This is a genomic window from Providencia sp. AGC89 (assembly GCF_053543535.1).
On the sequence record NZ_JBIXLP010000002.1, the window covers coordinates 1 to 22,882 of the forward strand.

General features: G+C 41.3%; 17 protein-coding genes, 2 tRNA genes and 1 rRNA gene. 15 read left to right on the top strand and 5 right to left on the bottom strand.

The genetic code is table 11. The annotated features are described in order from the left end of the window. The 3 genes from rrf to ACIPUA_RS00770 form a co-directional block, all read left to right on the top strand. Nucleotides 1-91: ribosomal RNA gene (gene rrf / locus ACIPUA_RS00760) — 5S ribosomal RNA — on the top strand; the annotation flags it as partial. A 62-nt stretch (nt 92-153) separates the two neighbouring features. Beyond that, nucleotides 154-230: transfer RNA gene (locus tag ACIPUA_RS00765), tRNA-Asp, on the top strand. 8 nt (nt 231-238) lie between these two features. Beyond that, nucleotides 239-314, top strand: a tRNA-Trp gene (locus tag ACIPUA_RS00770). 663 nt (nt 315-977) lie between these two features. Here the strand turns inward: ACIPUA_RS00770 and hdfR are convergent. Continuing rightward, nucleotides 978-1,835: an HTH-type transcriptional regulator HdfR gene (gene hdfR / locus ACIPUA_RS00775; protein WP_042845915.1), complete on the bottom strand. Its 858-nt coding sequence runs from the start codon at nt 1,833-1,835 to the stop codon at nt 978-980. A 112-nt stretch (nt 1,836-1,947) separates the two neighbouring features. On the opposite strand from hdfR, the gene ACIPUA_RS00780 reads away from it, so the two are divergent. After that, on the top strand, nt 1,948-2,286 hold the full coding sequence (locus ACIPUA_RS00780; protein ID WP_042845913.1) for a DUF413 domain-containing protein: 339 nt from the start codon (nt 1,948-1,950) through the stop codon (nt 2,284-2,286). A gap of 77 nt (nt 2,287-2,363) precedes the next feature. On the opposite strand, the gene ACIPUA_RS00785 is transcribed toward ACIPUA_RS00780, so the two are convergent. After that, nucleotides 2,364-3,890 (bottom strand): YifB family Mg chelatase-like AAA ATPase, encoded by a 1,527-nt coding sequence (locus ACIPUA_RS00785; protein ID WP_042845911.1) that lies wholly within the window; start codon nt 3,888-3,890, stop codon nt 2,364-2,366. A 485-nt stretch (nt 3,891-4,375) separates the two neighbouring features. On the opposite strand from ACIPUA_RS00785, the gene ACIPUA_RS00790 reads away from it, so the two are divergent. The 6 genes from ACIPUA_RS00790 to ilvA all read left to right on the top strand — a co-directional run bounded on the left by ACIPUA_RS00790 (nt 4,376) and on the right by ilvA (nt 10,957). Beyond that, the gene (locus ACIPUA_RS00790) at nt 4,376-4,477 is read left to right on the top strand and encodes an IlvGEDA operon leader peptide (RefSeq protein WP_071548712.1); all 102 of its coding nucleotides are present in this window, start codon (nt 4,376-4,378) and stop codon (nt 4,475-4,477) included. Between the two features lie 134 nt (nt 4,478-4,611). Continuing rightward, on the top strand, nt 4,612-6,258 hold the full coding sequence (ilvG, locus tag ACIPUA_RS00795; protein WP_449059188.1) for an acetolactate synthase 2 catalytic subunit: 1,647 nt from the start codon (nt 4,612-4,614) through the stop codon (nt 6,256-6,258). Continuing rightward, on the top strand, nt 6,255-6,524 hold the full coding sequence (ilvM, locus tag ACIPUA_RS00800) for an acetolactate synthase 2 small subunit (RefSeq protein ID WP_042845909.1): 270 nt from the start codon (nt 6,255-6,257) through the stop codon (nt 6,522-6,524). The genes ilvG and ilvM overlap by 4 nt, the downstream gene beginning before the upstream one ends. A gap of 11 nt (nt 6,525-6,535) precedes the next feature. Next, a complete protein-coding gene (locus ACIPUA_RS00805) occupies nt 6,536-7,462 on the top strand; it encodes a branched-chain amino acid transaminase (protein WP_042845908.1) in 927 nt (308 codons plus the stop codon). Between the two features lie 67 nt (nt 7,463-7,529). Beyond that, a complete protein-coding gene (gene ilvD / locus ACIPUA_RS00810; protein WP_042845907.1) occupies nt 7,530-9,380 on the top strand; it encodes a dihydroxy-acid dehydratase in 1,851 nt (616 codons plus the stop codon). A 2-nt stretch (nt 9,381-9,382) separates the two neighbouring features. Then, the gene (gene ilvA / locus ACIPUA_RS00815) at nt 9,383-10,957 is read left to right on the top strand and encodes a threonine ammonia-lyase, biosynthetic (RefSeq protein WP_272692663.1); all 1,575 of its coding nucleotides are present in this window, start codon (nt 9,383-9,385) and stop codon (nt 10,955-10,957) included. Here ilvA and ilvY read toward each other — a convergent pair. Then, on the bottom strand, nt 10,949-11,845 hold the full coding sequence (ilvY, locus tag ACIPUA_RS00820; RefSeq protein WP_042845904.1) for an HTH-type transcriptional activator IlvY: 897 nt from the start codon (nt 11,843-11,845) through the stop codon (nt 10,949-10,951). The two genes, ilvA and ilvY, sit on opposite strands and share 9 nt — an antisense overlap. Nucleotides 11,846-12,019: 174 nt before the next feature. On the opposite strand from ilvY, the gene ilvC reads away from it, so the two are divergent. Both ilvC and rep read left to right on the top strand, forming a co-directional pair. Beyond that, nucleotides 12,020-13,492, top strand: a complete 1,473-nt coding sequence (ilvC, locus tag ACIPUA_RS00825) for a ketol-acid reductoisomerase (RefSeq protein WP_449059189.1) — start codon at nt 12,020-12,022, stop codon at nt 13,490-13,492. A 369-nt stretch (nt 13,493-13,861) separates the two neighbouring features. Then, entirely contained in the window at nt 13,862-15,895 is a 2,034-nt protein-coding gene (rep, locus tag ACIPUA_RS00830; RefSeq protein ID WP_042845901.1) for a DNA helicase Rep, read from the top strand. A 41-nt stretch (nt 15,896-15,936) separates the two neighbouring features. Here rep and gppA read toward each other — a convergent pair whose 3' ends face one another. Beyond that, on the bottom strand, nt 15,937-17,439 hold the full coding sequence (gene gppA / locus ACIPUA_RS00835; RefSeq protein ID WP_129466658.1) for a guanosine-5'-triphosphate,3'-diphosphate diphosphatase: 1,503 nt from the start codon (nt 17,437-17,439) through the stop codon (nt 15,937-15,939). A gap of 11 nt (nt 17,440-17,450) precedes the next feature. After that, nucleotides 17,451-18,737 carry an ATP-dependent RNA helicase RhlB gene (gene rhlB / locus ACIPUA_RS00840; protein ID WP_042845897.1) on the bottom strand — a complete coding sequence of 429 codons (1,287 nt, stop codon included), beginning with the start codon at nt 18,735-18,737 and terminating at the stop codon, nt 17,451-17,453. A 117-nt stretch (nt 18,738-18,854) separates the two neighbouring features. Here rhlB and trxA point away from each other — a divergent pair, with 117 nt between their 5' ends. The 3 genes from trxA to wecA all read left to right on the top strand — a co-directional run bounded on the left by trxA (nt 18,855) and on the right by wecA (nt 22,877). Then, complete coding sequence (gene trxA, locus ACIPUA_RS00845) at nt 18,855-19,181, top strand: thioredoxin TrxA (protein WP_042845895.1); 327 nt, start codon at nt 18,855-18,857, stop codon at nt 19,179-19,181. Nucleotides 19,182-19,903: 722 nt separating this feature from the next. After that, complete coding sequence (gene rho / locus ACIPUA_RS00850) at nt 19,904-21,163, top strand: transcription termination factor Rho (RefSeq protein WP_042845893.1); 1,260 nt, start codon at nt 19,904-19,906, stop codon at nt 21,161-21,163. Nucleotides 21,164-21,791: 628 nt separating this feature from the next. Beyond that, nucleotides 21,792-22,877, top strand: a complete 1,086-nt coding sequence (wecA, locus tag ACIPUA_RS00855; RefSeq protein ID WP_042845892.1) for a UDP-N-acetylglucosamine--undecaprenyl-phosphate N-acetylglucosaminephosphotransferase — start codon at nt 21,792-21,794, stop codon at nt 22,875-22,877. The last annotated feature ends 5 nt before the right edge of the window (nt 22,878-22,882 follow it).

Here is a 22,882-nt window from a genome sequence, read left to right on the forward strand (position 1 = left end):
CACCTGACCCCATGCCGAACTCAGCAGTGAAACGCCGTAGCGCCGATGGTAGTGTGGGGTCTCCCCATGTGAGAGTAGGGAACTGCCAGACATTAATTAAAAATTTATTGCTTATAAGAAGCAGTAAATTGCCGAAAGGCGAAAAGAATAAGTGGAGCGGTAGTTCAGTTGGTTAGAATACCTGCCTGTCACGCAGGGGGTCGCGGGTTCGAGTCCCGTCCGTTCCGCCACTTAATTTAGGGGCGTAGTTCAATTGGTAGAGCACCGGTCTCCAAAACCGGGTGTTGGGAGTTCGAGCCTCTCCGCCCCTGCCAGTTACCAATTAAGTAATAATAAAAGAAGTATCTATTGATAACCCGATTACCTTAATCGGGTTTTTCTTTATATACCATCCGGTTGCCACGTAATAACTCCTTTCCATTTATATTAATAATCCCCTTACTAATCCATGAATAGCTCAATACTTCTGACTATTTATTTAATTTTTATTATTTAATTTTTAAACGCAAAAATTATCTACTTACCTATATCATTGTTTAATAATTGTGCTCTTTTGCTGTTTTAGTTAGCTAATCTATTAGTGGCTTAACTAATTATTTACTCTGAAATTTTTATACTGTGCTCACAGATAAAGGTTAAAGTTTCAGTTGAATAAAATCATAGTTATAAGACGGATAAGTTAGCTAAAGTAGAGGGATGCATGAGTTTTTTTGTTGTTTTTAAGATAACTAGTAATCAATAGACTAAAAAACGTTATAAACCATATACTAATGGACGGTTACATTGCTTTTGGCTTCTGCCATTAATGACCAAGCGCTATTATTCTTAACTTTCATTGATAAGCTTTGACATAAATTTGTATTATTCACCAGAAGTGATTAAAGCAACGTTTATTCATATTAACCCTTTAGTTGATACCCGCTAGGCGTTATTAGTAAATACGGGCAGCTCAGCAATAGTATAGAGACGAGTAAAACTTACTCGTCTTTTGGGTTTTCTTCGGTCAATAGAGCGTTTTTTATTGGTGTTTTAATCAACTGATTAATAAGCGCTTGCTGGTCATTTTTTTGTAACCAGACAGCATAGAGAGGTTTACTTATTGAAGTTTCTGAGAGAGTTTTTAAGCCTGGGTATTGATATACCCAATGTGCAGGTAAAAATGCAGCTGAAAGCGATACAGGAAGTAATTGACGGGTAATATGAGCAGAGGTGGTTATCATTACTGGCGTATCATCTTGCGTTAATATGGATTCACTTTTAGGCTGAAAATCGGCCCCCCACTCAAGCTTGATATAATTATATTTTGTTAATGCAACATTTTTTTGTGAAGCCATCAGTTGTAAGTCAATAGTACCAATAATGGTACTTTCGAACTCATCCATTTTGGGCGGTTCAGTGGCAATTAATAAATCTAATTCTCTTGAATGAAGCTGTTTGACTAATGATTGACGTGTAGAAACCCTTGCTTCAAGCCGTAACTCATCGTGTTGACTATAAAGAGCTTCTATCCAGTCTACTAAATAGCCTTCCCAAAGAGATGCTGTTGCACCAATTGAAAGCTCTGTATGTTGTGATGCATGGGATATTTCTTTTTTGGCTTGTAACCATGTATTCATCAATGATTCAGCATATGGAACGAGTCTTTCACCTGCTGCGGTTAAGCGGATATTATTTCTATGGCGGGTAAAGAGACTTGTTCCGAGTTGAGTTTCTAATTGTCGAATACGAAAGCTGACTGCTGATTGTGTCAAATAGAGTGATTCTGCGGCTCTACCGAAGTGCCTAGTTTTACTAACTTCTAAAAAAGTTCTCAATAACTCGCTGTCCACACTCATCTCCAATTTTTTTTGTCGTGATGATTTAAATGTTTTGTTTTACAGATTGCTTATGCTGTCTAATACTCCGCGCCATATAGAGTTTGACTGTAATAAGTTAGGAGTGTGTCAGATGGCAGATAGCTTCATCACGACTAATCGTTTTTTTGATAACAAAAATTACCCACGTGGCTTTTCTCGTCATGGTGATTTCACCATCAAGGAAGCCCAGTTACTAGAACGCCTAGGCCAAGCTTTTAATGAGCTAGATACTGGTAAACGTGCGGCACAGACAGAAGAAGAAAAACTTTTCGTTGCTGTATGTCGCGGCGAGCGTGAACCAGCTACCCCTGAAGAAAAAGTTTGGGCAAAATATTCTAGTCGTATTAACCGTCCAAAACGTTTCCATACTTTATCAGGCGGCAAACCTCAGATAGACCCATCGGAAGACTACACCGATACAGATGATTAATATTGTCATCGTATGTTAAGAGGGACTTCGGTCCCTTTATTTTTATCCGATAATTAATATTCTCTTCTCTACCCCGCTCAGCTTACTTGTTTTTGCAAATGAAGCAATAACTTATCCATTGTCCTGTACCCAAGGGCTTCTAATAAATGTGCCCGTTCTATATGCTCAGATGCATTAAGATCGGCAATGGTCCTAGAAACCCTTAATACCCTGTGCCAAGCCCGAATAGAAAGCCCTAACTTATTTAACGCATGCTCTAAGAATAACGCATCTTTATCCTTTAGCGGGCAAAATTGTGTGGTTTCTCTCGACGTGAGTAAATTATTTATTTTTCCTGCACGCTCAAGTTGCCTATTTCTAGCCGTGATCACTCTTTGCCTGACTTGTTCACTAGTTTCACCTTGATAATTTTGATTGCTTAATGAGCCGATAGGTAATAATGGTATTTCAATCGAAATATCAAATCTATCTAGAAAAGGGCCTGATATATGCGAAAGATAGCGCAATATGCGGGCGGGAGATGAGCGGCTCATTTCACCTTGGTAGTGACCTGTTGGACTTGGATTAAGTGCAGCAATGAGTTGAAAGTTTGCAGGGTAGCAAACTTTTGCTTTTGCACGAGAAATACTCACTCTTTTTGACTCAAGAGGTTCTCTTAATGAATCAAGGACAGAACGACTGAATTCAGGTAATTCATCTAAAAATAAAATGCCATTATGAGCAAGAGAGATTTCGCCAGGTTTTGGAAGAGAACCCCCGCCGATTAATGCAGCTATTGATGTGCTGTGATGAGGCGTTCTAAAAGGCCTTATAGGCCAATTCACTTTATCACGAGTGGTTTCAGTCAGGCTATATAATGAAGCGACCTCTAGTGCCTCCTGAGGCGTTAATGGAGGCAATAAAGTCATTAACCTGCTGGCTAGCATTGTTTTTCCTGTACCAGGGGGGCCTAGTAGAAGTAAATTATGACCACCTGTGGCGCAAATTTCTAATGCACGTTTTCCTTGTTCTTGCCCAATAATATCATTGATATCACCTTCATATCGAGCCGATGAGGGGGCTTCGTGGATTTGTTGGTTACTGGCTAAGACCTGTTTACCATGTAAGAAGTGGCAAAGTTCTAACAAAGATGTTGCAAAATGGACGCTATTGTCAGCGAGTAAGCTTAATTGGTGCTGATTTTCAATTGAAAGTATTAATACTCGACGTTGTTCTAATGCTGATTGTGCTGCAGGAATGGCACTGTTGACGTAACGTATCAGACCAGATAATGCCAGTTCACCTAAAAACTCATGTTGATTTAATGTTTCATTAGGAATTTGTCCAGATGATGCAAGAATAGCAATTGCAATTGCAAGGTCGTAGCGCCCACTTTCTTTTGGTAAATCTGCAGGCGCTAAATTTACGGTCATTTTTTTAGCGGGATATTCAAACCCACTATTTAGTAAAGCACTTCTTACCCGATCCCTAGCTTCTTTGACGGCGGTTTCAGGGAGACCAACAAGTGTTAGGCCAGGAAGCCCATTACTAATATGAGCTTCAACAGTGACAAGTGGAGCTTCCATGCCAATCGATGCTCTAGTATAAACAATCGCCAATGTCATAAGCCCTCCAATATTATTTGAGTTAACAGAGTAATATTCTGTTGAGAATAAATTGATTTGTAGAGCTGTTTTGTTGTATTTGCGAAGCGGTTCGATAATTTAATTACTTAGTTTCATAGCTGTTTCAGTTTTTTAGAAAACGGCTCGAAATGTTGGTATAACAAAGGTTGCCGTTATTTAATAAAGAATTAAGAATGGAGATACCTTGGATAGGCATCAATAAAACTAATCAATGGGTAGGTGTATTTTTACCTGCTTTTATTTGTGGAGTCTGGATGATGTAGCTGATTGTGCTATCAATTACATTTAAAATTACTGTGAAATTACCTTTTTAATGGTTTTTTATTCTTATTTTTATTTAACATTATGATTTTAAAGTAGTTAAATATTTTGAAAATAAATAAATTAAATAAAAGTTGTCAAAGTGATTTTAAAATGATACCTCTTTAATAAAGATAATTAAGAATGTTGAAAAATTAAAACTCATGAACGCATTTATCCAAGCAGTTAGCCTAATTATTATTCGTGTGGTGGTGATTATTATCCCACCGTGCGGGGCTGCACTTGGACGACGAAGGCTAAAATAACAGCCAGATCTCACGAGAACCCCGCACCGAAAGGCGCGGGGTTTTTTTTGACACTAAAGTTTGTTAAAGCAAATAAAATAGATAAAACATAATAAATACAAATAGATAAAAAGTGGACGGACAGGAGATAAAGCATGAACGGAGCACAATGGTTAGTTCAAGCATTGCGAGCACAAGGTGTTGATACGGTATTTGGCTATCCTGGTGGTGCAATTATGCCAGTTTATGATGCGTTATATGACGGTGGTGTGGAACATCTGCTGTGTAGGCATGAACAAGGCGCAGTGATAGCAGCAATAGGTTATGCGCGCTCAACAGGTAAAACAGGTGTGTGTATCGCGACATCAGGGCCTGGGGCAACAAATGTTATTACAGGATTGGCGGATGCTTTGTTAGACTCGGTTCCGGTTGTTGCTATCACTGGTCAAGTTGCCTCTGAGTTTATCGGAACAGATGCTTTTCAGGAAATTGATGTCTTAGGGTTATCTTTGGCCTGTACTAAACATAGCTTTTTAGTTGAAGCGATAGAAGATTTACCTCGCATCCTTGCTGAAGCTTTCGCAATCGCAAATAGTGGACGTCCTGGACCTGTACTGATTGATATTCCGAAAGATATTCAACTACAACATGCTGAACTATCTCCATTCCTAATGCCTGTTGAACAAGAGACGACCTCTCCATTATCTGAAATCCAGCAAGCAAGAGCATTATTACAACAATCCGAAAAACCGATGTTGTACATTGGTGGCGGTGTTGGGATGTCTGGAGCTGTTAGTGAATTACGAAAATTTATTGAATTTACAGGTATTCCCTCTGTTGCAACATTGAAGGGCTTAGGTACTGCACACCCATCTGATGAAAATTATTTGGGGATGTTGGGTATGCATGGCACTAAAGCAGCAAATATTTCCGTACAACGCTGTGATTTACTGATAGCTGTTGGTGCTCGCTTTGATGACCGAGTCACAGGTAAATTAAATACTTTTGCTCCGAATGCTAAAGTCATTCACCTTGACATCGACCACGTTGAGCTGGATAAGCTAAGGCAAACTCACGTTGCATTACATGGTGATGCGAAGGCTTTATTACCTGAACTGGCACTTAAAAAATCAATCGCTCCTTGGCAGCAGGAAGTTCAGCAACTGAAGAAAGAATTTGGTTGGCGTTATGATCACCCTGGAGAGCTCATCTATGCGCCACTCTTATTGAAACAACTATCAGATAAAATGAAGCCAAATACGGTGATTACGACGGATGTCGGACAACACCAAATGTGGTCTGCACAACATATCACCGTCGATGGCCCAGAGAATTTTTTAACATCAAGTGGCTTAGGCACGATGGGGTTTGGTATCCCAGCGGCAATTGGAGCCCAAGTTGCAAGACCTGAAGATGTTGTTGTCTGTGTATCTGGTGATGGTTCTTTTATGATGAATGTCCAAGAACTTGGAACCATTAAACGTAAACAGCTTCCCGTAAAAATTCTGTTAATTGATAACCAACGCTTAGGCATGGTTCGCCAATGGCAAGAACTGTTTTTTGAGCAGCGTTATAGTGAAACTATTTTGACAGATAACCCAGATTTTATCGCATTAGCTAGCGCATTTGGCATTAAAGGCCGACGTATTACTGACAAATCTGAAGTGAATGCTGCCCTTGATGAGCTGTTAAATAGTGAGGGCGCTTATTTATTACAAGTGTCCATTAATGAATTAGAAAATGTCTGGCCATTGGTTCCACCTGGGGCTAGTAATGAAAAAATGATGGAGAAACCATTATGATACAACATCAACTCTCAATATCGGCCCGTTTCCGTCCTGAGGTTTTAGAGCGTATATTAAGGGTCACCCGCCATCGCGGATTTCGTATTAGTGCCATGAATATGGGCCAGTCAATAGATGGCGATAATGTTAACATTAAACTGACCGTAAGTAGTCCGAGGCCGTTAACGCAACTTTGTGCTCAGTTAACTAAGCTCTCAGATATTACGGAAGTTGAAGTACTACAACAAGAATCACGACTATTAAGCACACAAAGTGCAATGTAAGGAATATACAAATGACTAAGAAAGCTGACTTTATTTGGTTTAACGGTGAAATGACGCCATGGGCTGATGCAAAGGTTCATGTAATGTCTCATGCTCTGCACTATGGTACATCTGTGTTTGAAGGCGTCCGTTGCTATGATTCACATAAAGGTCCTGTGGTCTTTCGCCATCGTGAACACATGCAACGTTTGCATGATTCAGCAAAAATTTACCGTATGCCTGTCAGCTATAGCGTTGAAGAATTAATGGAAGCATGCCGTGAGACGCTGCGTAAAAATAACTTAGTCAGTGCGTATATTCGTCCATTAGTATTTATTGGTGATGTCGGCATGGGTGTAAACCCACCAGAAGGCTACAACACCGATGTCATTTTAGCTGCTTTCCCATGGGGTGCCTATTTAGGTGAAGAAGCACTTGATCAAGGTATTGATGCAATGGTGTCTTCTTGGAATCGTGTCGCACCAAATACCATTCCTACAGGTGCAAAAGCGGGTGGTAACTACTTATCATCTTTGTTGGTTGGTAGCGAAGCACGTCGCCATGGCTATCAAGAAGGTATCGCACTAGATGTTCATGGCTATTTGTCAGAAGGTGCGGGTGAAAATATTTTTGAAGTGAAAGACGGTATCTTGTACACCCCACCATTTACCTCTTCAGCTTTACCGGGGATTACGCGTGATGCAATCCTAACACTAGCAAAAGATATGGGCATTGAAGTACGTGAACAGACACTGTCTCGCGAATCACTGTATTTAGCAGATGAAGTCTTTATGACAGGAACCGCAGCAGAAATCACCCCTGTTCGTAGTGTTGATGGCATTCAAGTAGGAATTGGCCGCTGTGGCCCTGTGACGAAAAAAATTCAGCAAGCATTCTTTGGCCTGTTCACTGGAGCAACTGAAGACAAATGGGGCTGGTTAGATCAAGTAAACCCTTAATAACTAAATTGAAATAGATGTTACAGGCGGACGTTCCCCGCCTGTTTTAAACACGGGAGTTAAAGATATGCCTAAGTACCGTTCAGCAACAACAACTCATGGTCGTAATATGGCTGGCGCTCGTGCATTATGGCGCGCGACAGGTATGACCGATGCTGATTTTGGAAAACCCATTATTGCAGTTGTTAACTCATTCACACAGTTTGTTCCTGGCCATGTGCATTTACGTGACTTAGGCAAACTAGTTGCAGAGCAAATCGAAAATGCGGGTGGCGTTGCGAAAGAGTTTAATACGATTGCCGTTGATGATGGGATTGCCATGGGGCATGGCGGAATGTTGTATTCCTTACCTTCCCGTGAATTAATTGCTGATTCAGTTGAATATATGGTGAATGCACACTGTGCGGACGCGATGGTGTGTATTTCAAACTGCGACAAAATTACTCCGGGTATGTTGATGGCGGCATTACGTCTAAATATTCCTGTTATTTTCGTTTCAGGTGGGCCGATGGAAGCTGGAAAAACCAAGCTTTCAGACCAAATTATCAAGCTCGATCTAGTCGATGCAATGATCCAAGGTGCTAACCCAAATGTTAGTGATGCAGATAGTGAACAAATCGAACGCTCTGCTTGCCCAACCTGTGGTTCATGTTCAGGGATGTTTACAGCAAACTCAATGAACTGTTTAACGGAAGCGCTGGGGCTTTCTCAGCCGGGTAATGGTTCATTATTAGCGACACATGCAGACCGCGAAACACTCTTTATTAATGCGGGTAAGCGTATTGTCGAATTAACTAAACGTTACTACGAACAAGACGATGAAAGTGCGTTACCACGCAATATCGCTAATAAATCTGCATTTGAAAACGCGATGACTCTTGATATTGCTATGGGAGGGTCAACGAATACGGTACTTCATTTGTTAGCAGCAGCACAGGAAGCCGATATTGACTTTACCATGGACGATATAGACCGATTATCACGTCAAGTTCCTCATTTGTGTAAGGTTGCACCAAGTACGCAAAAATATCATATGGAAGATGTTCACCGTGCTGGTGGTGTTATCGGTATTTTAGGTGAATTAAGCCGCGCAGGCTTGCTGCAAGAAAATGTAACGAATATTTTAGGGTTAACCTTCCAAGAGACATTGGCGCAGTATGATGTGATGTTAACCAAAGACGAAGGTGTGAAGTCGATGTTTTCCGCGGGCCCTGCCGGTATCCGCACGACAAAAGCGTTTTCACAGAACTGCCGCTGGCCGTCATTGGATACTGATCGTGAAAATGGGTGTATCCGTAGCATTGAACACGCCTATAGCTTAGATGGTGGCTTAGCCGTCTTGTCCGGTAATATTGCCGAAGATGGTTGTATTGTGAAAACTGCAGGGGTTGATGAAGGCAGCTTAACATTCCGTGGCCCAGCCAAAGTATTTGAAAGCCAAGATGACGCAGTAGAAGCCATTCTGGGTGGTAAAGTCGTTGAAGGGGATGTGGTTGTTATTCGCTATGAAGGGCCTAAAGGTGGTCCGGGTATGCAAGAAATGCTTTATCCAACCTCTTACTTAAAATCAATGGGATTAGGCAAAAGCTGTGCATTAATCACGGATGGCCGTTTTTCGGGGGGGAGCTCCGGTCTCTCTATCGGTCATATTTCACCAGAAGCGGCAAGCGGCGGGCTATTAGCATTAGTTCATGATGGCGATATTATTGATATTGATATTCCAAACCGGACAATGGTGCTTGATGTTAACGAAAGTGAATTGAACCAACGTCGTGAGGCTGAATTAGCTCGTGGTGATAAGGCCTTTACTCCACGTGGTCGTCAGCGTGAAGTTTCTTTTGCGTTACGTGCTTATGCTTCCCTCGCTACCAGTGCTGATAAAGGTGCGGTGCGTGATAAGTCGAAGTTGGGAGGCTAATTGTGGCTGCAGCAAAACCCTTACCCGCAACTCCAACTGGAGCGGATTACTTAAAAGCGGCGCTAAGTGCGCCGGTTTATGAAGCTGCGCAAGTTACGCCTCTTCAGCAAATGGATAAAATATCTTCGCGTTTAGGTAATACAATTTTAGTGAAACGTGAAGATAGACAACCCGTGCATAGCTTTAAGCTACGTGGTGCGTATGCCATGATCGCTAGCCTAACAGAAGAACAAAAAGCTAAAGGGGTAGTGACTGCTTCAGCAGGAAACCACGCCCAAGGTGTTGCATTATCAGCAAACCGTGTTGGTGTAAAAGCAAAAATTGTTATGCCTGTGGCAACGGCAGATATCAAAGTTGATGCAGTGCGCAGTTTTGGCGGTGAGGCTATTTTGCACGGTGCTAATTTTGATGAAGCCAAAGCTAAAGCTATTGCGATGGCGCAAGAAGAGGGTTATACCTTCGTCCCGCCTTTTGACCACCCTTCTGTGATTGCAGGCCAAGCGACCATTGCTCTGGAATTATTACAACAAGACGCGCACTTAGACCGTATTTTTATTCCTGTCGGTGGTGGTGGTTTGATTGCTGGTGTTGCTGTTTTAATCAAACAGTTGATGCCAGAAATTAAAATTATTGGTGTTGAATCGGAAGATGCTGCTTGCTTAAAAGCGGCATTGGAAGCTGGTCATCCTGTTGATTTACCTCGCGTTGGGTTATTCGCTGAGGGAGTTGCAGTAAAGCGTATTGGTGATGAAACTTTTAGGCTGTGCCAACAATATGTTGATGACGTCATAACTGTTGATAGTGATTCTATTTGCGCAGCCCTTAAAGATATTTTCGAAGATGTCCGCGCAATCGCAGAGCCTTCAGGCGCATTGGCTTTAGCTGGGTTGAAAAAGTATGTTCAGCAGTACAATATCAAAGGTGAGCGATTAGCGCATATTCTTTCTGGCGCGAATATGAATTTCCATGGCCTTCGTTATGTTTCTGAACGCTGCGAAATTGGTGAGCAACGCGAAGCCTTGTTAGCGGTGACTATCCCTGAGCAAAAAGGCAGTTTTTTACGTTTTTGTCAGTTACTCGGCCATCGGTCAATTACTGAGTTTAATTATCGCTATACGGATGCCGACCCAGAACGTGCTTGTATCTTCGTTGGGGTGCGTTTAAGCGGCCGTGAAGGGGAACGTGGTGAGATTATCCAAGAACTCAGAAATAATGGTTATGAAGTCGATGACTTATCTGATGATGAAATGGCAAAACTACACGTACGCTACATGATTGGTGGTCGTCCTTCTAAGCCACTAGATGAACGCTTATACAGTTTTGAGTTCCCTGAGTCTCCGGGAGCATTATTGAAGTTCTTAGAAACACTCGGAACATATTGGAACATAACGCTATTTCATTATCGTAGCCATGGTACGGACTACGGGCGTGTACTTGCCGCATTCGAACTTTCTGGGCCAGAAGTGCGCTTTGACCGGCACCTTGATGCGCTAGGTTATGAATATCATGATGAAACTGGAAATCCGTCTTTCCGCTTTTTCCTAGCGCCACAAGATAACCAAAAAGTTTTAGATTGATTGGTCTGGGAGCAGTTCCCAAAAGGCTTTAATCAATGGCTCGCTAAGGCGTTTGCTTAATAAACAGACGCCGAGCTCGAATGGTTCGACCATCGAGATATTATCGAGCTGTGAAATACGGCTACGGACTGGTTCAGGGCTGTTGTCGACAACCACACTGGGGATTAGGGCGATACCACAACCGAGAGCCACCATTGACACTATTGCTTCATGGCCAGAGACAGTTGCATAAATAACTGGGTTGTTTATGTTGTGGCGACGAAACCAGAGTTCAATACGTTTACGAGATGGCCCATGCTCGGGCAAGATAAACGGTACTGTTGACCAATCAGGTTCGGCTTCGGTTACCATCGTTCGTACGGCACATGGCAGTGATGGCGCAATCAATACCAGTGGGATTTCACCAATTTTAGTGAATCGGACGTTGTCAGGTAAGCGCTCTGGTTTCCCTGCAATACCAAGGTCGGCTTCATTTGTTTCGACCTTTTCGACTGCATCAGCGGCATCACCTGTTGTGAGTTTTATTTCCACTAGAGGGTGCAATGCTCGGAATTTATCGAGCACTTGAGGTAAGTGGCTATAAGCCGCGGTAACAGAACAAAATAGACGTAGTTCTCCACTCAGCGAGGGGCTTTGTTGGTTAAGGGCATGTCGAAGTTGTTGGTATTGCAATAATGTTTGTTGAGCAAACTGTTTCAGGTGCTCACCAGCCTGAGTTAGCTTTACGGAACGGTTATCCCTTACAAACAATGGATGGCCAAGCTGCTCTTCTAGGCGCTGTATTTGCCTAGAGAGAGTTGATGGGCTGACATGCATCGCTTTAGAGGTGCGCCCGAAATGTAAGCTCTCCGCCAAATGTAAAAATAGCTTTAAATCACGGATATCCATTTTGCCCTCGATGAAGTAATTAATGGTGTTGCAAATATCGCAACATTGTATTGTTAATATATCAATTTAAGCAATGCAAAACATCGCATATAGTAAATCCATAACCGCTCAGAATGAGCGACAGGCAAATAACTGCCTGACATAACGAACACAACAGAACAATGGAGTATGACAATGGCGAATTATTTTAATACATTGAATTTGCGTGAGCAGTTGGCTCAATTAGGCAAGTGTCGCTTTATGAAGCGCGAAGAATTTGCAGACGAAGCAGGTTATCTGAAAGGTAAAAAAATCGTCATCGTCGGTTGTGGTGCTCAAGGTCTGAACCAAGGCCTGAATATGCGTGATTCTGGTTTAGATATTGCTTATGCATTGCGCGCTGAAGCGATCAGTGAAAAGCGTGCTTCATGGCGTAAAGCAACGGAAAACGGCTTTAAAGTTGGGACTTATGAAGAACTTATCCCAACAGCAGATTTAGTTATTAACTTAACGCCAGACAAACAGCACTCTACTGTTGTTCGTGCTGTTCAGCCTATGATGAAACAAGGTGCGGCTCTGGGCTACTCTCACGGCTTTAACATTGTTGAAGTAGGTGAAGAGATACGTAAAGATATTACTGTTGTGATGGTTGCTCCAAAATGCCCAGGTACAGAAGTTCGCGAAGAATACAAGCGTGGTTTCGGTGTTCCGACATTGATCGCTGTTCACCCAGAGAATGACCCTAAAGGTGAAGGTATGGCCATTGCTAAAGCATGGGCGGCAGCAACAGGTGGTCATCGTGCAGGGGTACTGGAATCTTCATTTGTTGCCGAAGTTAAATCTGACCTGATGGGCGAACAAACTATCCTGTGTGGTATGTTGCAAGCCGGTGCGTTATTAAGTTATGACAAAATGGTTGCAGATGGCGTAGAGCCGGGTTATGCAGGTAAATTGATTCAATTTGGTTGGGAAACTATCACTGAAGCGCTGAAGCAAGGTGGTATCACGTTGATGATGGACCGTTTATCGAATCCAGCAAAAGTACGTGCGTATGCATTATCTGAGCAATTGAAAACCATTATGGCGCCATTGTTCCAAAAGCATATGGATGACATTATTTCAGGTAAATTCTCATCAGATATGATGGCAGACTGGGCAAATGATGATAAAAACTTGCTGACATGGCGTGAAGAGACCGGCAAAACACCATTTGAAAACTACCCTGAGTATGAAGGTAAAATTGCTGAGCAAGAATATTTTGACCATGGCGTTCTGTTAGTCGCGATGGTTAAAGCAGGCGTTGAGTTAGCATTTGATACGATGTTAGAAGCAGGTATCTATGAAGAATCAGCCTATTATGAGTCGCTGCATGAGTTGCCGTTGATTGCCAATACTATCGCACGTAAGCGTCTGTATGAAATGAACGTTGTTATTTCAGATACTGCAGAGTACGGTAACTATTTATTCTCATTTGCGGTTGTTCCAATGCTAAAAGATTTTATGACTAAATTGCAAGCAGGGGATTTAGCAAAACCAGTTGCTGATAATGGAACTGATAACGCGCAGTTACGTGATATCAATGAAGCAATCCGTAATCATCCTATTGAGAAAATCGGTAAGACATTACGTGGTTATATGACGGATATGAAGACGATTGCGGTCGGCTAACTCATTTTTCGTCACTCTTCGCGTGATAGGCGCGTTGGCAGCACTCGGTTACCCAAGTCACATACTTAATATATGCTCCTTGGGATAACCTAATTTTTCGTCACTCTTCGCGTGATAGGTGCGTTGGCAGCACTCGGTTACCCAAGTCACATACTAATGTATGCTCCTTGGGCTAACCTCCTTTGCCGCCTTCCTCTAACACGAATAGTTTAGAAAAATGCATTATTGATATAACCACATTGTTCTAGTGAATAGTGTGGTTTTTTTGTTTTTTATAAATAGACGGGATCGTTGCTCAAGAGTTGGTTGGGTTTCTGCTACAATCTGTAGCGAGTTCCATTTTGAATAACTAGGTGATGTAGAAAAACCATGCGATTAAACCCAGGCCAGCAACAGGCAGTTGAATTTGTCGATGGCCCTTGCCTTGTATTGGCAGGGGCAGGATCAGGCAAAACACGTGTTATTACGAATAAAATTGCGCATTTAATTCGCCAGTGTGGCTATCAACCTCGGCAAATTGCAGCGGTGACTTTTACCAATAAAGCGGCTCGCGAAATGAAAGAGCGTGTTGCTCAAACATTAGGGAAAAAAGAAGCCCGTGGTTTGATCATTTCTACCTTTCATACATTAGGACTAGAAATTATTAAACGTGAATATAAGGCATTGGGTATTAAAGCCAATTTTTCATTGTTTGATGACCAAGACCAGCTAGCACTACTTAAAGAGCTGACTTTTGATTTGCTTGAAGAAGATAAGGATCTTTTACAACAGCTGATCTCTTCGATCTCTAATTGGAAAAATGATCTTCTTTCACCAGAAAAGGTGGTGGGGCAGGCTCGTAGTGAGAAAGAGCATCATTTTGCCGAGTGTTATCGCCGCTATGAGTTACATTTAAAAAGCTGTAATGTGCTGGATTTTGATGACCTTATCAGCAAACCCACTTTGTTGTTATATCATAATGAAGAAGTGCGTGAACGCTGGCAGCAAAAAATCCGTTACTTGCTGGTGGATGAGTATCAAGATACCAATACGAGTCAATATCAACTTGTTAAATTACTCGTAGGAAAGCGAGCAAGGTTTACCGTTGTGGGGGATGATGACCAATCAATCTACTCATGGCGTGGTGCTCGCCCACAAAACCTTGTTTTACTTAGCCAAGATTTCCCTAAGTTGAATGTCATTAAACTTGAGCAAAATTACCGTTCTTCAGAGCGAATTTTGAAAGCTGCGAATATTTTAATTGCGAATAACCCCCATGTGTTTGAGAAAAAGTTATTCTCTGAATTAGGATATGGCGCACCATTAAAAGTCTTAACTGCCAATAATGAAGACCATGAAGCGGAAAAAGTTATTGGGGAACTGATTGCTCATCATTTTATCAATAAAACAGAATATAAAGATTACGCTATTTTGTATCGTGGTAATCACCAATCACGTATTTTCGAAAAAATGTTGATGCAAAACCGCATCCCATATCGTATTTCCGGCGGGACATCATTCTTTTCACGCCCTGAAATCAAAGACTTATTAGCTTATTTGCGAGTACTAACTAACCCTGAGGATGATAGTGCATTTTTACGTATAGTGAATACACCGCGTCGGGAGATTGGTCCCAAGACAATTCAAAAACTAGGCGAATGGGCGAACCAACGAGGTAAAAGCTTATATCAAGCTAGCTTTGATTTGGGGCTAGAGCAAACACTAAAAGGTAAAGGCTTAGAAGCATTACAACGATTTACACATTGGATGGATGGAATTGTACAAACTTCGCAAAGAGAGCCTTTGATTGCTGTACGTGATTTATTGCGAGAAATGGATTACGAAAGCTGGTTATATGAAACATCCACGAGTACTAAAGCGGCTGAAATGCGAATGAAAAACGTCAACCAATTGTTCACATGGATGAGTGAAATGGTTGAAGGCGATGAACTTAATGACCCAATGACTTTGAGCCAAGTGGTAACACGTTTTACGCTACGTGACATGATGGAGCGTGGAGAAGACGATGAAGAATCCGATCAAGTTCAGCTTATGACATTGCATGCATCTAAAGGTCTTGAATTTCCATATGTTTTTCTTGTTGGTATGGAAGAGGGGTTACTGCCACATCAAAGTAGTATCGATGAAAATAATATTGATGAAGAGCGCCGTTTGGCTTATGTAGGGATCACTCGAGCACAAAAAGAGCTGTTTTTTTCTCATTGTCGTGAGCGTCGGCAATATGGCGAATTAATCCGCCCTGAACTGAGCCGATTTTTACTTGAGTTACCTCAGGATGATGTATTGTGGGAGCAGGAACGCAAAGTGGTTAGTGCGCAGGAGCGTATGCAAAAAGGGCAATCGGCATTAGCAGATATTAAAGCGCGCTTAGGGTTAAATAAGAAAACAGAAAATAACAATTAATTAGGTTCCACACTAGGTTTCCCCTAGTGTGGAAAGAACTCTCAATTTGAACTATTACGTTCTTCTAGCTCTAATAGCCAATTTACATAACCTTGCCATTGGACTTCTTGCTGTAAATTTTCTGCGCGCAAAGGGTGCTCTGCTAACCAACGATAAGGCAGCATAATTGTTAACCCATTAGCATCCGTATTGAGCCTCAAAGCTGGCAATGTATCATCACGTCTACGGCTAGAAAAAATAATGGCTAGCCGCAGTAAACGGCATAAATAGTATGCCTGCTGTATGGGTAATGCATTTTGTTGGCTCAAAGATGCTAAGTCGACAGGGCCTTGTTGGTTTCTTAATAGTGCTGCGAGTAACCGTTTTTGCGCAGGGGTAAAACCGGGCAAATCAAGGTGTGTTATTAGATAGCTGGCGTGTTCAGGGCTTTTACGGAAATCAACGCTGAGGCCTATTTCGTGTAAAGCACAAGCACTTGATAATAAATCACGACAACGAGTATCTAACCCCCAATTTTTTGCCACTTGTAGGAAAAAGTACTCCGCAAGTTGACGAACTCGACTCGCTTGCTCAATGTCAACTTGGAAGCGACGTTGAATATTACGAACAGTACGGGCTCGAATATCTTGCTCGATAGGTAATTGCAACATACCGTAGACGAGCCCTTCTCGAAGAGCGCCCCCAGCTAGTGTCATGTTATCAATCCCCAAAGCTTCGAAAATTGCGATTAGAATCGATAATCCACTTGGAAAAACAAGGGCTCGCTCAAAGGTTAAACCCTCAATTTCAAGTTCTTCAAGTTTTTGGCATTGAATTGCTTTACGCTTAAGCTGTTGTAACTTTGAGAGGGTGATTAATTCATCCATGCCTTGAGCAATCATAATTTCTTGAATTGCTTGGACTGTTCCTGATGCTCCAACACAAATTTTCCATCCATGGGTTTTTAAGGCGTCAGCAATTGGGGCGATGACTTCTTGTGCAGCGGTTTGGGCTGCAGAAAAATTTTCTTCTGTTAAACTTCGGTCGCTAAAATAGCGTTCAAGCCAAGTAACACAGCCCATTTCAAGGCTATAAAGTTGCTCCGCTTTAGCTCCAGTCCCTGTGACTAGCTCAGTGCTGCCCCCGCCAATATCAACGACTAAACGTTGATCAGGGCCGCCTGTCGTATGTGCGACACCTTGGTAAATTAGGCGAGCTTCTTCTTCTCCTTGAATAACTTTAACGGGGTTTCCTAGGATATTACTGGCTTTCTCGATAAATAGGTCAGCATTTTTAGCTAAGCGTAATGTCGCTGTGGCGACGACTCGAATTTGCGTGTTCGGAATATCTTGTAGGTGTTCCGAAAATAGGCGCAGACACTGCCAGCCTCGTTCCATCGCTTGTTCAGAAAGAAGGTTGTTTTTATCTAACCCAGCCGCAAGCCGAACTTTGCGTTTAACCCTAGAAATAACCTGAATGCTGCCAGCAGTTTCGCGCACTACTAGCATATGAAAACTGTTTGAACCCAAATCGATGGCAGCATAAAGAGAAGAAGATTTCAGCATATCGTTTTTACTCAGCCTGGACGTTTATGGTTATTACGTGGGCCATTGTGGCGACGCGGCGAATTTGAATTGCGGCGAGGGCCCCCAGGGCGAGGACGATGACGGCGTTTTGGTGCCGGTAAATCATCCAATAGTGCTTCGCTATTATATTTACTCACAGGGATTGAGTGTTGAATATACTCTTCGATAGCCGGTAAGTTGAGTGCATATTCTTCACACGCGAGGCTGATTGAGCAACCACTTTCGCCAGCACGGCCAGTACGACCAATTCGGTGAACATAATCTTCACAATCGTCAGGTAAATCATAGTTAAAAACATGAGTTACAGATGGAATATGTAAACCCCGAGCAGCCACGTCAGTTGCGACGAGAATATCAAGGCTACCTTGTGTGAATTGCTCTAAAATACGTAGGCGTTTTTTCTGTGCGACATCCCCAGTAAGTAGCCCCACTCGGTGACCATCTGCAGCTAAATGAGCCCAAATATCATCACAACGATGCTTTGTATTAGCGAAAATGATACAACGTTCCGGCCATTCCTCTTCAAGTAAGGTTTGGAGTAAACGCATTTTTTCTTCATTAGAAGGGTAAAATAACTCTTCTTTGATACGATGACCTGTTTTTTGCAAAGGTTCTACCTCAACATATTCAGGGTTATTCATTTGTTCAAATGCTAATTCTTTGACGCGGTAAGATAGTGTTGCGGAGAACAGCAGGTTAAGCCTTTCTGTTGCAGCCGGAATACGGCGAAATAGCCAACGAATATCTTTAATAAACCCAAGGTCATACATGCGATCAGCTTCATCGAGAACAATGACTTGGATTGCGCTTAAATCGACGTAGTTTTGTTTGGCATAGTCGATAAGACGACCCGTTGTGCCAATTAAAATATCGACGCCATTTTGTAGAACTTTTAATTGTTCATCATAACCATCACCACCATAGGCTAGGCCCATTTTCAGGCCAGTATATTCAGCAAGCTCTTTAGCATCTGAGTATATCTGTACTGCCAGTTCACGAGTTGGTGCCATAATTAGCGCGCGAGGCTGGTTAGTTTTTTTCCCCTCAATAGCGGGATGAGTTAATAAATAATGAAATGTAGACGTTAAAAATGCTAACGTTTTACCTGTACCAGTTTGCGCTTGACCCGCTACGTCTTTGCCTTCGACAGTAAAAGGCAAAGTGGACGCCTGAATTGGCGTGCAATAATCGAAGCCTTTTTTATTAAGAGCTTCAATGACTTTAGGGTGCAATGCGAAGTCGGAAAACTTCTTTTCTGTCAAGTGTGCTTTACTCATAGTATGTTAGAATATCAGTTAACGGTTGGTTTACGAAAGTGTATCTTTTGAAATAAAGCATACTGCTGCCAATAATGTTACACTAAGTCTGCAAAAGATGAATTTTTGGAGTACAACATGAGCGATAAAATTATACATATAACTGATGCAAGTTTTGCAACTGAAGTTTTGAACGCAAGTTCACCTGTTCTCGTCGATTTCTGGGCAGCATGGTGTGGTCCTTGTAAAATGATCGCGCCTATTCTTGATGAAATTGCTGATGAATATACAGGCAAATTGACCATCGCAAAACTGAATATTGATGAAAACCCGGCTACCGCCCCAAAATATGGAATTCGTGGTATCCCGACACTTCTTTTATTCAAAAATGGTGAAGTTGCTGCAACCAAAGTGGGCGCATTATCAAAAACGCAACTGAAAGAATTTCTAGACGGAAATCTGTAAGTTATCGTTATATACAAGCCAAAACGTTTAGCGGTATATCTATTTTATCTAGAGAGCCGCTAGACGTCTTCACTTAAGCATGATAAGTTATCATTATTCCTCGTATAGCACCCATATGAATTACTTTGTATTCCATTGCTCTTATCTTATATATCTAGTTTGTTAGTTCTGTATTGTGATAATTGTTTCGTAATGATTGTTAATGATCAAAAACTGATGACACAATGATTTTAAATATGAAAATTGAGAATTTAGACGTTGAGTTCAAGCTACTGCTGCATTCAATATCATTTATTCCAATGTGTTTTTCATCTTAGTTAAAGATAGTGCATAAGCTACAGTAATGTAATCTAATGTTATTAGATCTTAGGGGATAGTAACAAACTGGGAAAAGTTAACGTTCAGTTCAAATGTGTTATTTAATGCGGTTCTGGCGTTAAATTTGCGATATTGGGATAGATGTTGTCCTAAATGTACAAAAAACTATTGCTAATGTTGTGTGTGTTTCTAATAATATACCGAACATCTTTCAGGTGAATCGTAGTCACATGTTAGAAAAATCATTAGTAATGACTAGCAAAAATTTTTATGCATTGTTGTGAGCGTATGATGAATCCGTTACCAACAGGGCTGTATAAAGTTAAACTGGCACTTAGTTATTAAGTTGCCGTCAATTTACGTTCATAGTTCGAGAATTACCCCGAGTTAAAGAACCCACCATTATGAATCTTACCGAATTAAAAAATACGCCAGTATCAGAATTGATTACGTTAGGCGAAAACATGGGGCTAGAGAACTTAGCCCGTATGAGAAAGCAGGATATTATTTTCTCTATTTTGAAGCAGCATGCAAAAAGTGGAGAAGATATTTTCGGCGACGGCGTACTGGAAATATTGCAGGATGGATTTGGTTTCCTCCGTTCAGCTGATAGTTCTTACCTCGCAGGTCCTGATGATATCTACGTTTCTCCTAGCCAAATCCGCCGTTTTAACCTACGTACAGGTGACACAATTTCAGGAAAAATTCGTCCTCCTAAAGAAGGTGAACGCTATTTTGCCCTCCTGAAAGTCAACGAAGTTAACTTCGACAAACCTGAAAATGCCCGCAGTAAAATCCTTTTTGAAAACTTAACACCATTACATGCCAATAGTCGTCTGCGTATGGAACGCGGTAACGGTTCTACGGAAGATTTAACTGCGCGTGTACTGGATTTAGCTGCACCAATCGGTCGTGGGCAACGTGGTTTGATCGTGGCTCCACCTAAAGCAGGTAAAACAATGTTACTGCAAAATATTGCAGCAAACATTGCACATAACCACCCTGATTGCGTTCTGATGGTACTGCTTATTGATGAGCGTCCAGAGGAAGTGACAGAGATGCAGCGTTTAGTTAAAGGTGAAGTTATTGCTTCGACTTTTGATGAGCCAGCTGCACGTCACGTTCAAGTTGCTGAAATGGTGATTGAAAAAGCTAAACGTCTGGTTGAACATAAAAAAGACGTTATTATCTTACTTGATTCCATTACGCGTCTTGCTCGTGCATATAACACCGTCGTTCCTTCATCCGGTAAAGTATTAACCGGTGGGGTTGATGCCAACGCATTACATCGCCCAAAACGCTTTTTTGGTGCTGCTCGTAACGTTGAGGAAGGTGGAAGCCTAACAATCATTGCGACTGCGTTAGTCGATACCGGCTCTAAAATGGATGAAGTTATCTATGAAGAGTTTAAAGGTACAGGTAACATGGAATTGCATCTTTCTCGTAAGATTGCAGAAAAACGTGTATTCCCTGCTATCGATTACAACCGCTCTGGTACCCGTAAAGAAGAGTTGCTGACGTCGCAAGATGAGCTACAAAAAATGTGGATCTTACGTAAGATTATTCATCCTATGGGTGAAATCGATGCGATGGAGTTCCTCATTAGTAAACTCGCAATGACTAAAACAAATGAAGAGTTTTTTGACTTCATGAAAAGAGCATAGCAGCTAAGATTTTCAAATCTTATAAATAGGTGCCATTATTGGCACCTATTTTTTTGCACCCATATCTTTGCTGAATACAAAAAATGAAGTTATAAAATAAGCTATAAATGATATTTATTGTTGTATGGTGTTAGTTTAGATAAATTAACCCTATGTTTTATTTCTTTATTTACACGCTGTATTAGTTAAACAAGTGTATATTCTCTACGCTACAATAATTAAAGACATACAAAACAATGGTTTTCTTTTAGTTCATTGAATTTAAAGAAATTAATTGGTTTTATATATTTTTGTGATTGAAATTAAATTTATTTAGGGCGTTTTATTATTTAATCTTTAAATGATTATTTAATGGTCAATTGATTAACTCTATTTTAGCGTATTGATTTTATGGCATGCATATTGCAGCTATAAAGTATAAACTTGGAAATGTTTCGTTATCGAATTAAAAACACACGTGTAGTGTGTATATTGATAATGTTATAGGAGTCTTTGTACGAATGAAGATTCGTCTTATAGCGGATTTTATTGCCAAGATGATAATGCATTGGCGCTTGCTTACTTATCGGCATTCACCAAAAAAAATTTAGTTTTGAAAGTTAAATATAAAGATTAAGAGAGTCGAACAGTGGACACCATACACTTTGTAACCAACCTCTTCTACGTTTTCTTGTTTTCGTTAGCCTTTATTTTTCTGGCCCGAGTTGTTGCGATAAAAATCGGGTTAGTTGATAAGCCTAACTTCAGGAAAAAGCACGTAGGATTAGTTCCTCTTGTTGGGGGAATTTCCGTTTTCTTTGGGATCTGTTTTGCGTTTTATATAACTGAAGAGTATATACCCCATAAATGGCTGTATATCAGTTGTGCAGGTTTATTGGTCTTTATCGGTGCGCTAGATGATAGGTTTGATATTAGTGTAAAATTAAGGGCAGGGATCCAAGCAATTGTTGCGGTTGTTATGATGACAGCAGCAGGGCTAAAACTTGAATCATTAGGCCATGCATTTGGGCCATGGGAACTCGTTCTTGGTCCATTTGGTTATATTGTCACTCTCTTTGCCGTATGGGCTGCAATCAATGCATTTAACATGGTTGATGGTATTGATGGGTTACTTGGGGGGTTATCTTCGGTTTCCTTTGGGGCACTCGGCTTTTTACTTTATCAAAATGGTAATTTTGCATTAGCCTTTTGGTGTTTTGCCTTTATTGCAGCTATCCTTCCTTATATTCTGTTAAATTTAGGCGTGTTAGGGCGTCGTTTTAAAGTATTTATGGGGGATGCAGGAAGTACTTTGATCGGTTTCACCATTATTTGGATCTTAGTCGCTTCAACTCAGGAAGAAGTTCACCCTATTAACCCAGTAACAGCTTTATGGATTATTGCGATCCCATTAATGGATATGGTTGCCATTATGTATCGCCGAATTCGTAAAGGTATGAGTCCATTCTCACCAGACCGCCAACATATTCATCATTTGATTATGCGTTCCGGTTTCACGCCAAAAGGTGCATTTGTATTGATTACTTTATCTGCAGCTATCTTGGCATGTATCGGAATTATTGGCGAAAGGTTAACATTTGTACCAGAGTGGGTAATGTTGGCATTATTTTTGCTTGTATTTATGATGTATGGTTATTGCATCAAACGAGCTTGGAAAGTCGCCCGTTTTATTAAACGAGTTAGACGTAGAGTCCGTCGAGGTGCAGTACGGTAACGACA

Excerpts from the sequence above, each read along its gene's own strand:
- hdfR (WP_042845915.1), bottom strand. The coding sequence starts at position 1,835 with ATGAGTGTGGACAGCGAGTTATTGAGAACTTTTTTAGAAGTTAGTAAA.
- ACIPUA_RS00780 (WP_042845913.1), top strand. The coding sequence starts at position 1,948 with ATGGCAGATAGCTTCATCACGACTAATCGTTTTTTTGATAACAAAAAT.
- ACIPUA_RS00785 (WP_042845911.1), bottom strand. The coding sequence starts at position 3,890 with ATGACATTGGCGATTGTTTATACTAGAGCATCGATTGGCATGGAAGCT.
- ACIPUA_RS00790 (WP_071548712.1), top strand. The coding sequence starts at position 4,376 with ATGAACGCATTTATCCAAGCAGTTAGCCTAATTATTATTCGTGTGGTG.
- ilvG (WP_449059188.1), top strand. The coding sequence starts at position 4,612 with ATGAACGGAGCACAATGGTTAGTTCAAGCATTGCGAGCACAAGGTGTT.
- ilvM (WP_042845909.1), top strand. The coding sequence starts at position 6,255 with ATGATACAACATCAACTCTCAATATCGGCCCGTTTCCGTCCTGAGGTT.
- ACIPUA_RS00805 (WP_042845908.1), top strand. The coding sequence starts at position 6,536 with ATGACTAAGAAAGCTGACTTTATTTGGTTTAACGGTGAAATGACGCCA.
- ilvD (WP_042845907.1), top strand. The coding sequence starts at position 7,530 with ATGCCTAAGTACCGTTCAGCAACAACAACTCATGGTCGTAATATGGCT.
- ilvY (WP_042845904.1), bottom strand. The coding sequence starts at position 11,845 with ATGGATATCCGTGATTTAAAGCTATTTTTACATTTGGCGGAGAGCTTA.
- ilvC (WP_449059189.1), top strand. The coding sequence starts at position 12,020 with ATGGCGAATTATTTTAATACATTGAATTTGCGTGAGCAGTTGGCTCAA.
- rep (WP_042845901.1), top strand. The coding sequence starts at position 13,862 with ATGCGATTAAACCCAGGCCAGCAACAGGCAGTTGAATTTGTCGATGGC.
- gppA (WP_129466658.1), bottom strand. The coding sequence starts at position 17,439 with ATGCTGAAATCTTCTTCTCTTTATGCTGCCATCGATTTGGGTTCAAAC.
- rhlB (WP_042845897.1), bottom strand. The coding sequence starts at position 18,737 with ATGAGTAAAGCACACTTGACAGAAAAGAAGTTTTCCGACTTCGCATTG.
- trxA (WP_042845895.1), top strand. The coding sequence starts at position 18,855 with ATGAGCGATAAAATTATACATATAACTGATGCAAGTTTTGCAACTGAA.
- rho (WP_042845893.1), top strand. The coding sequence starts at position 19,904 with ATGAATCTTACCGAATTAAAAAATACGCCAGTATCAGAATTGATTACG.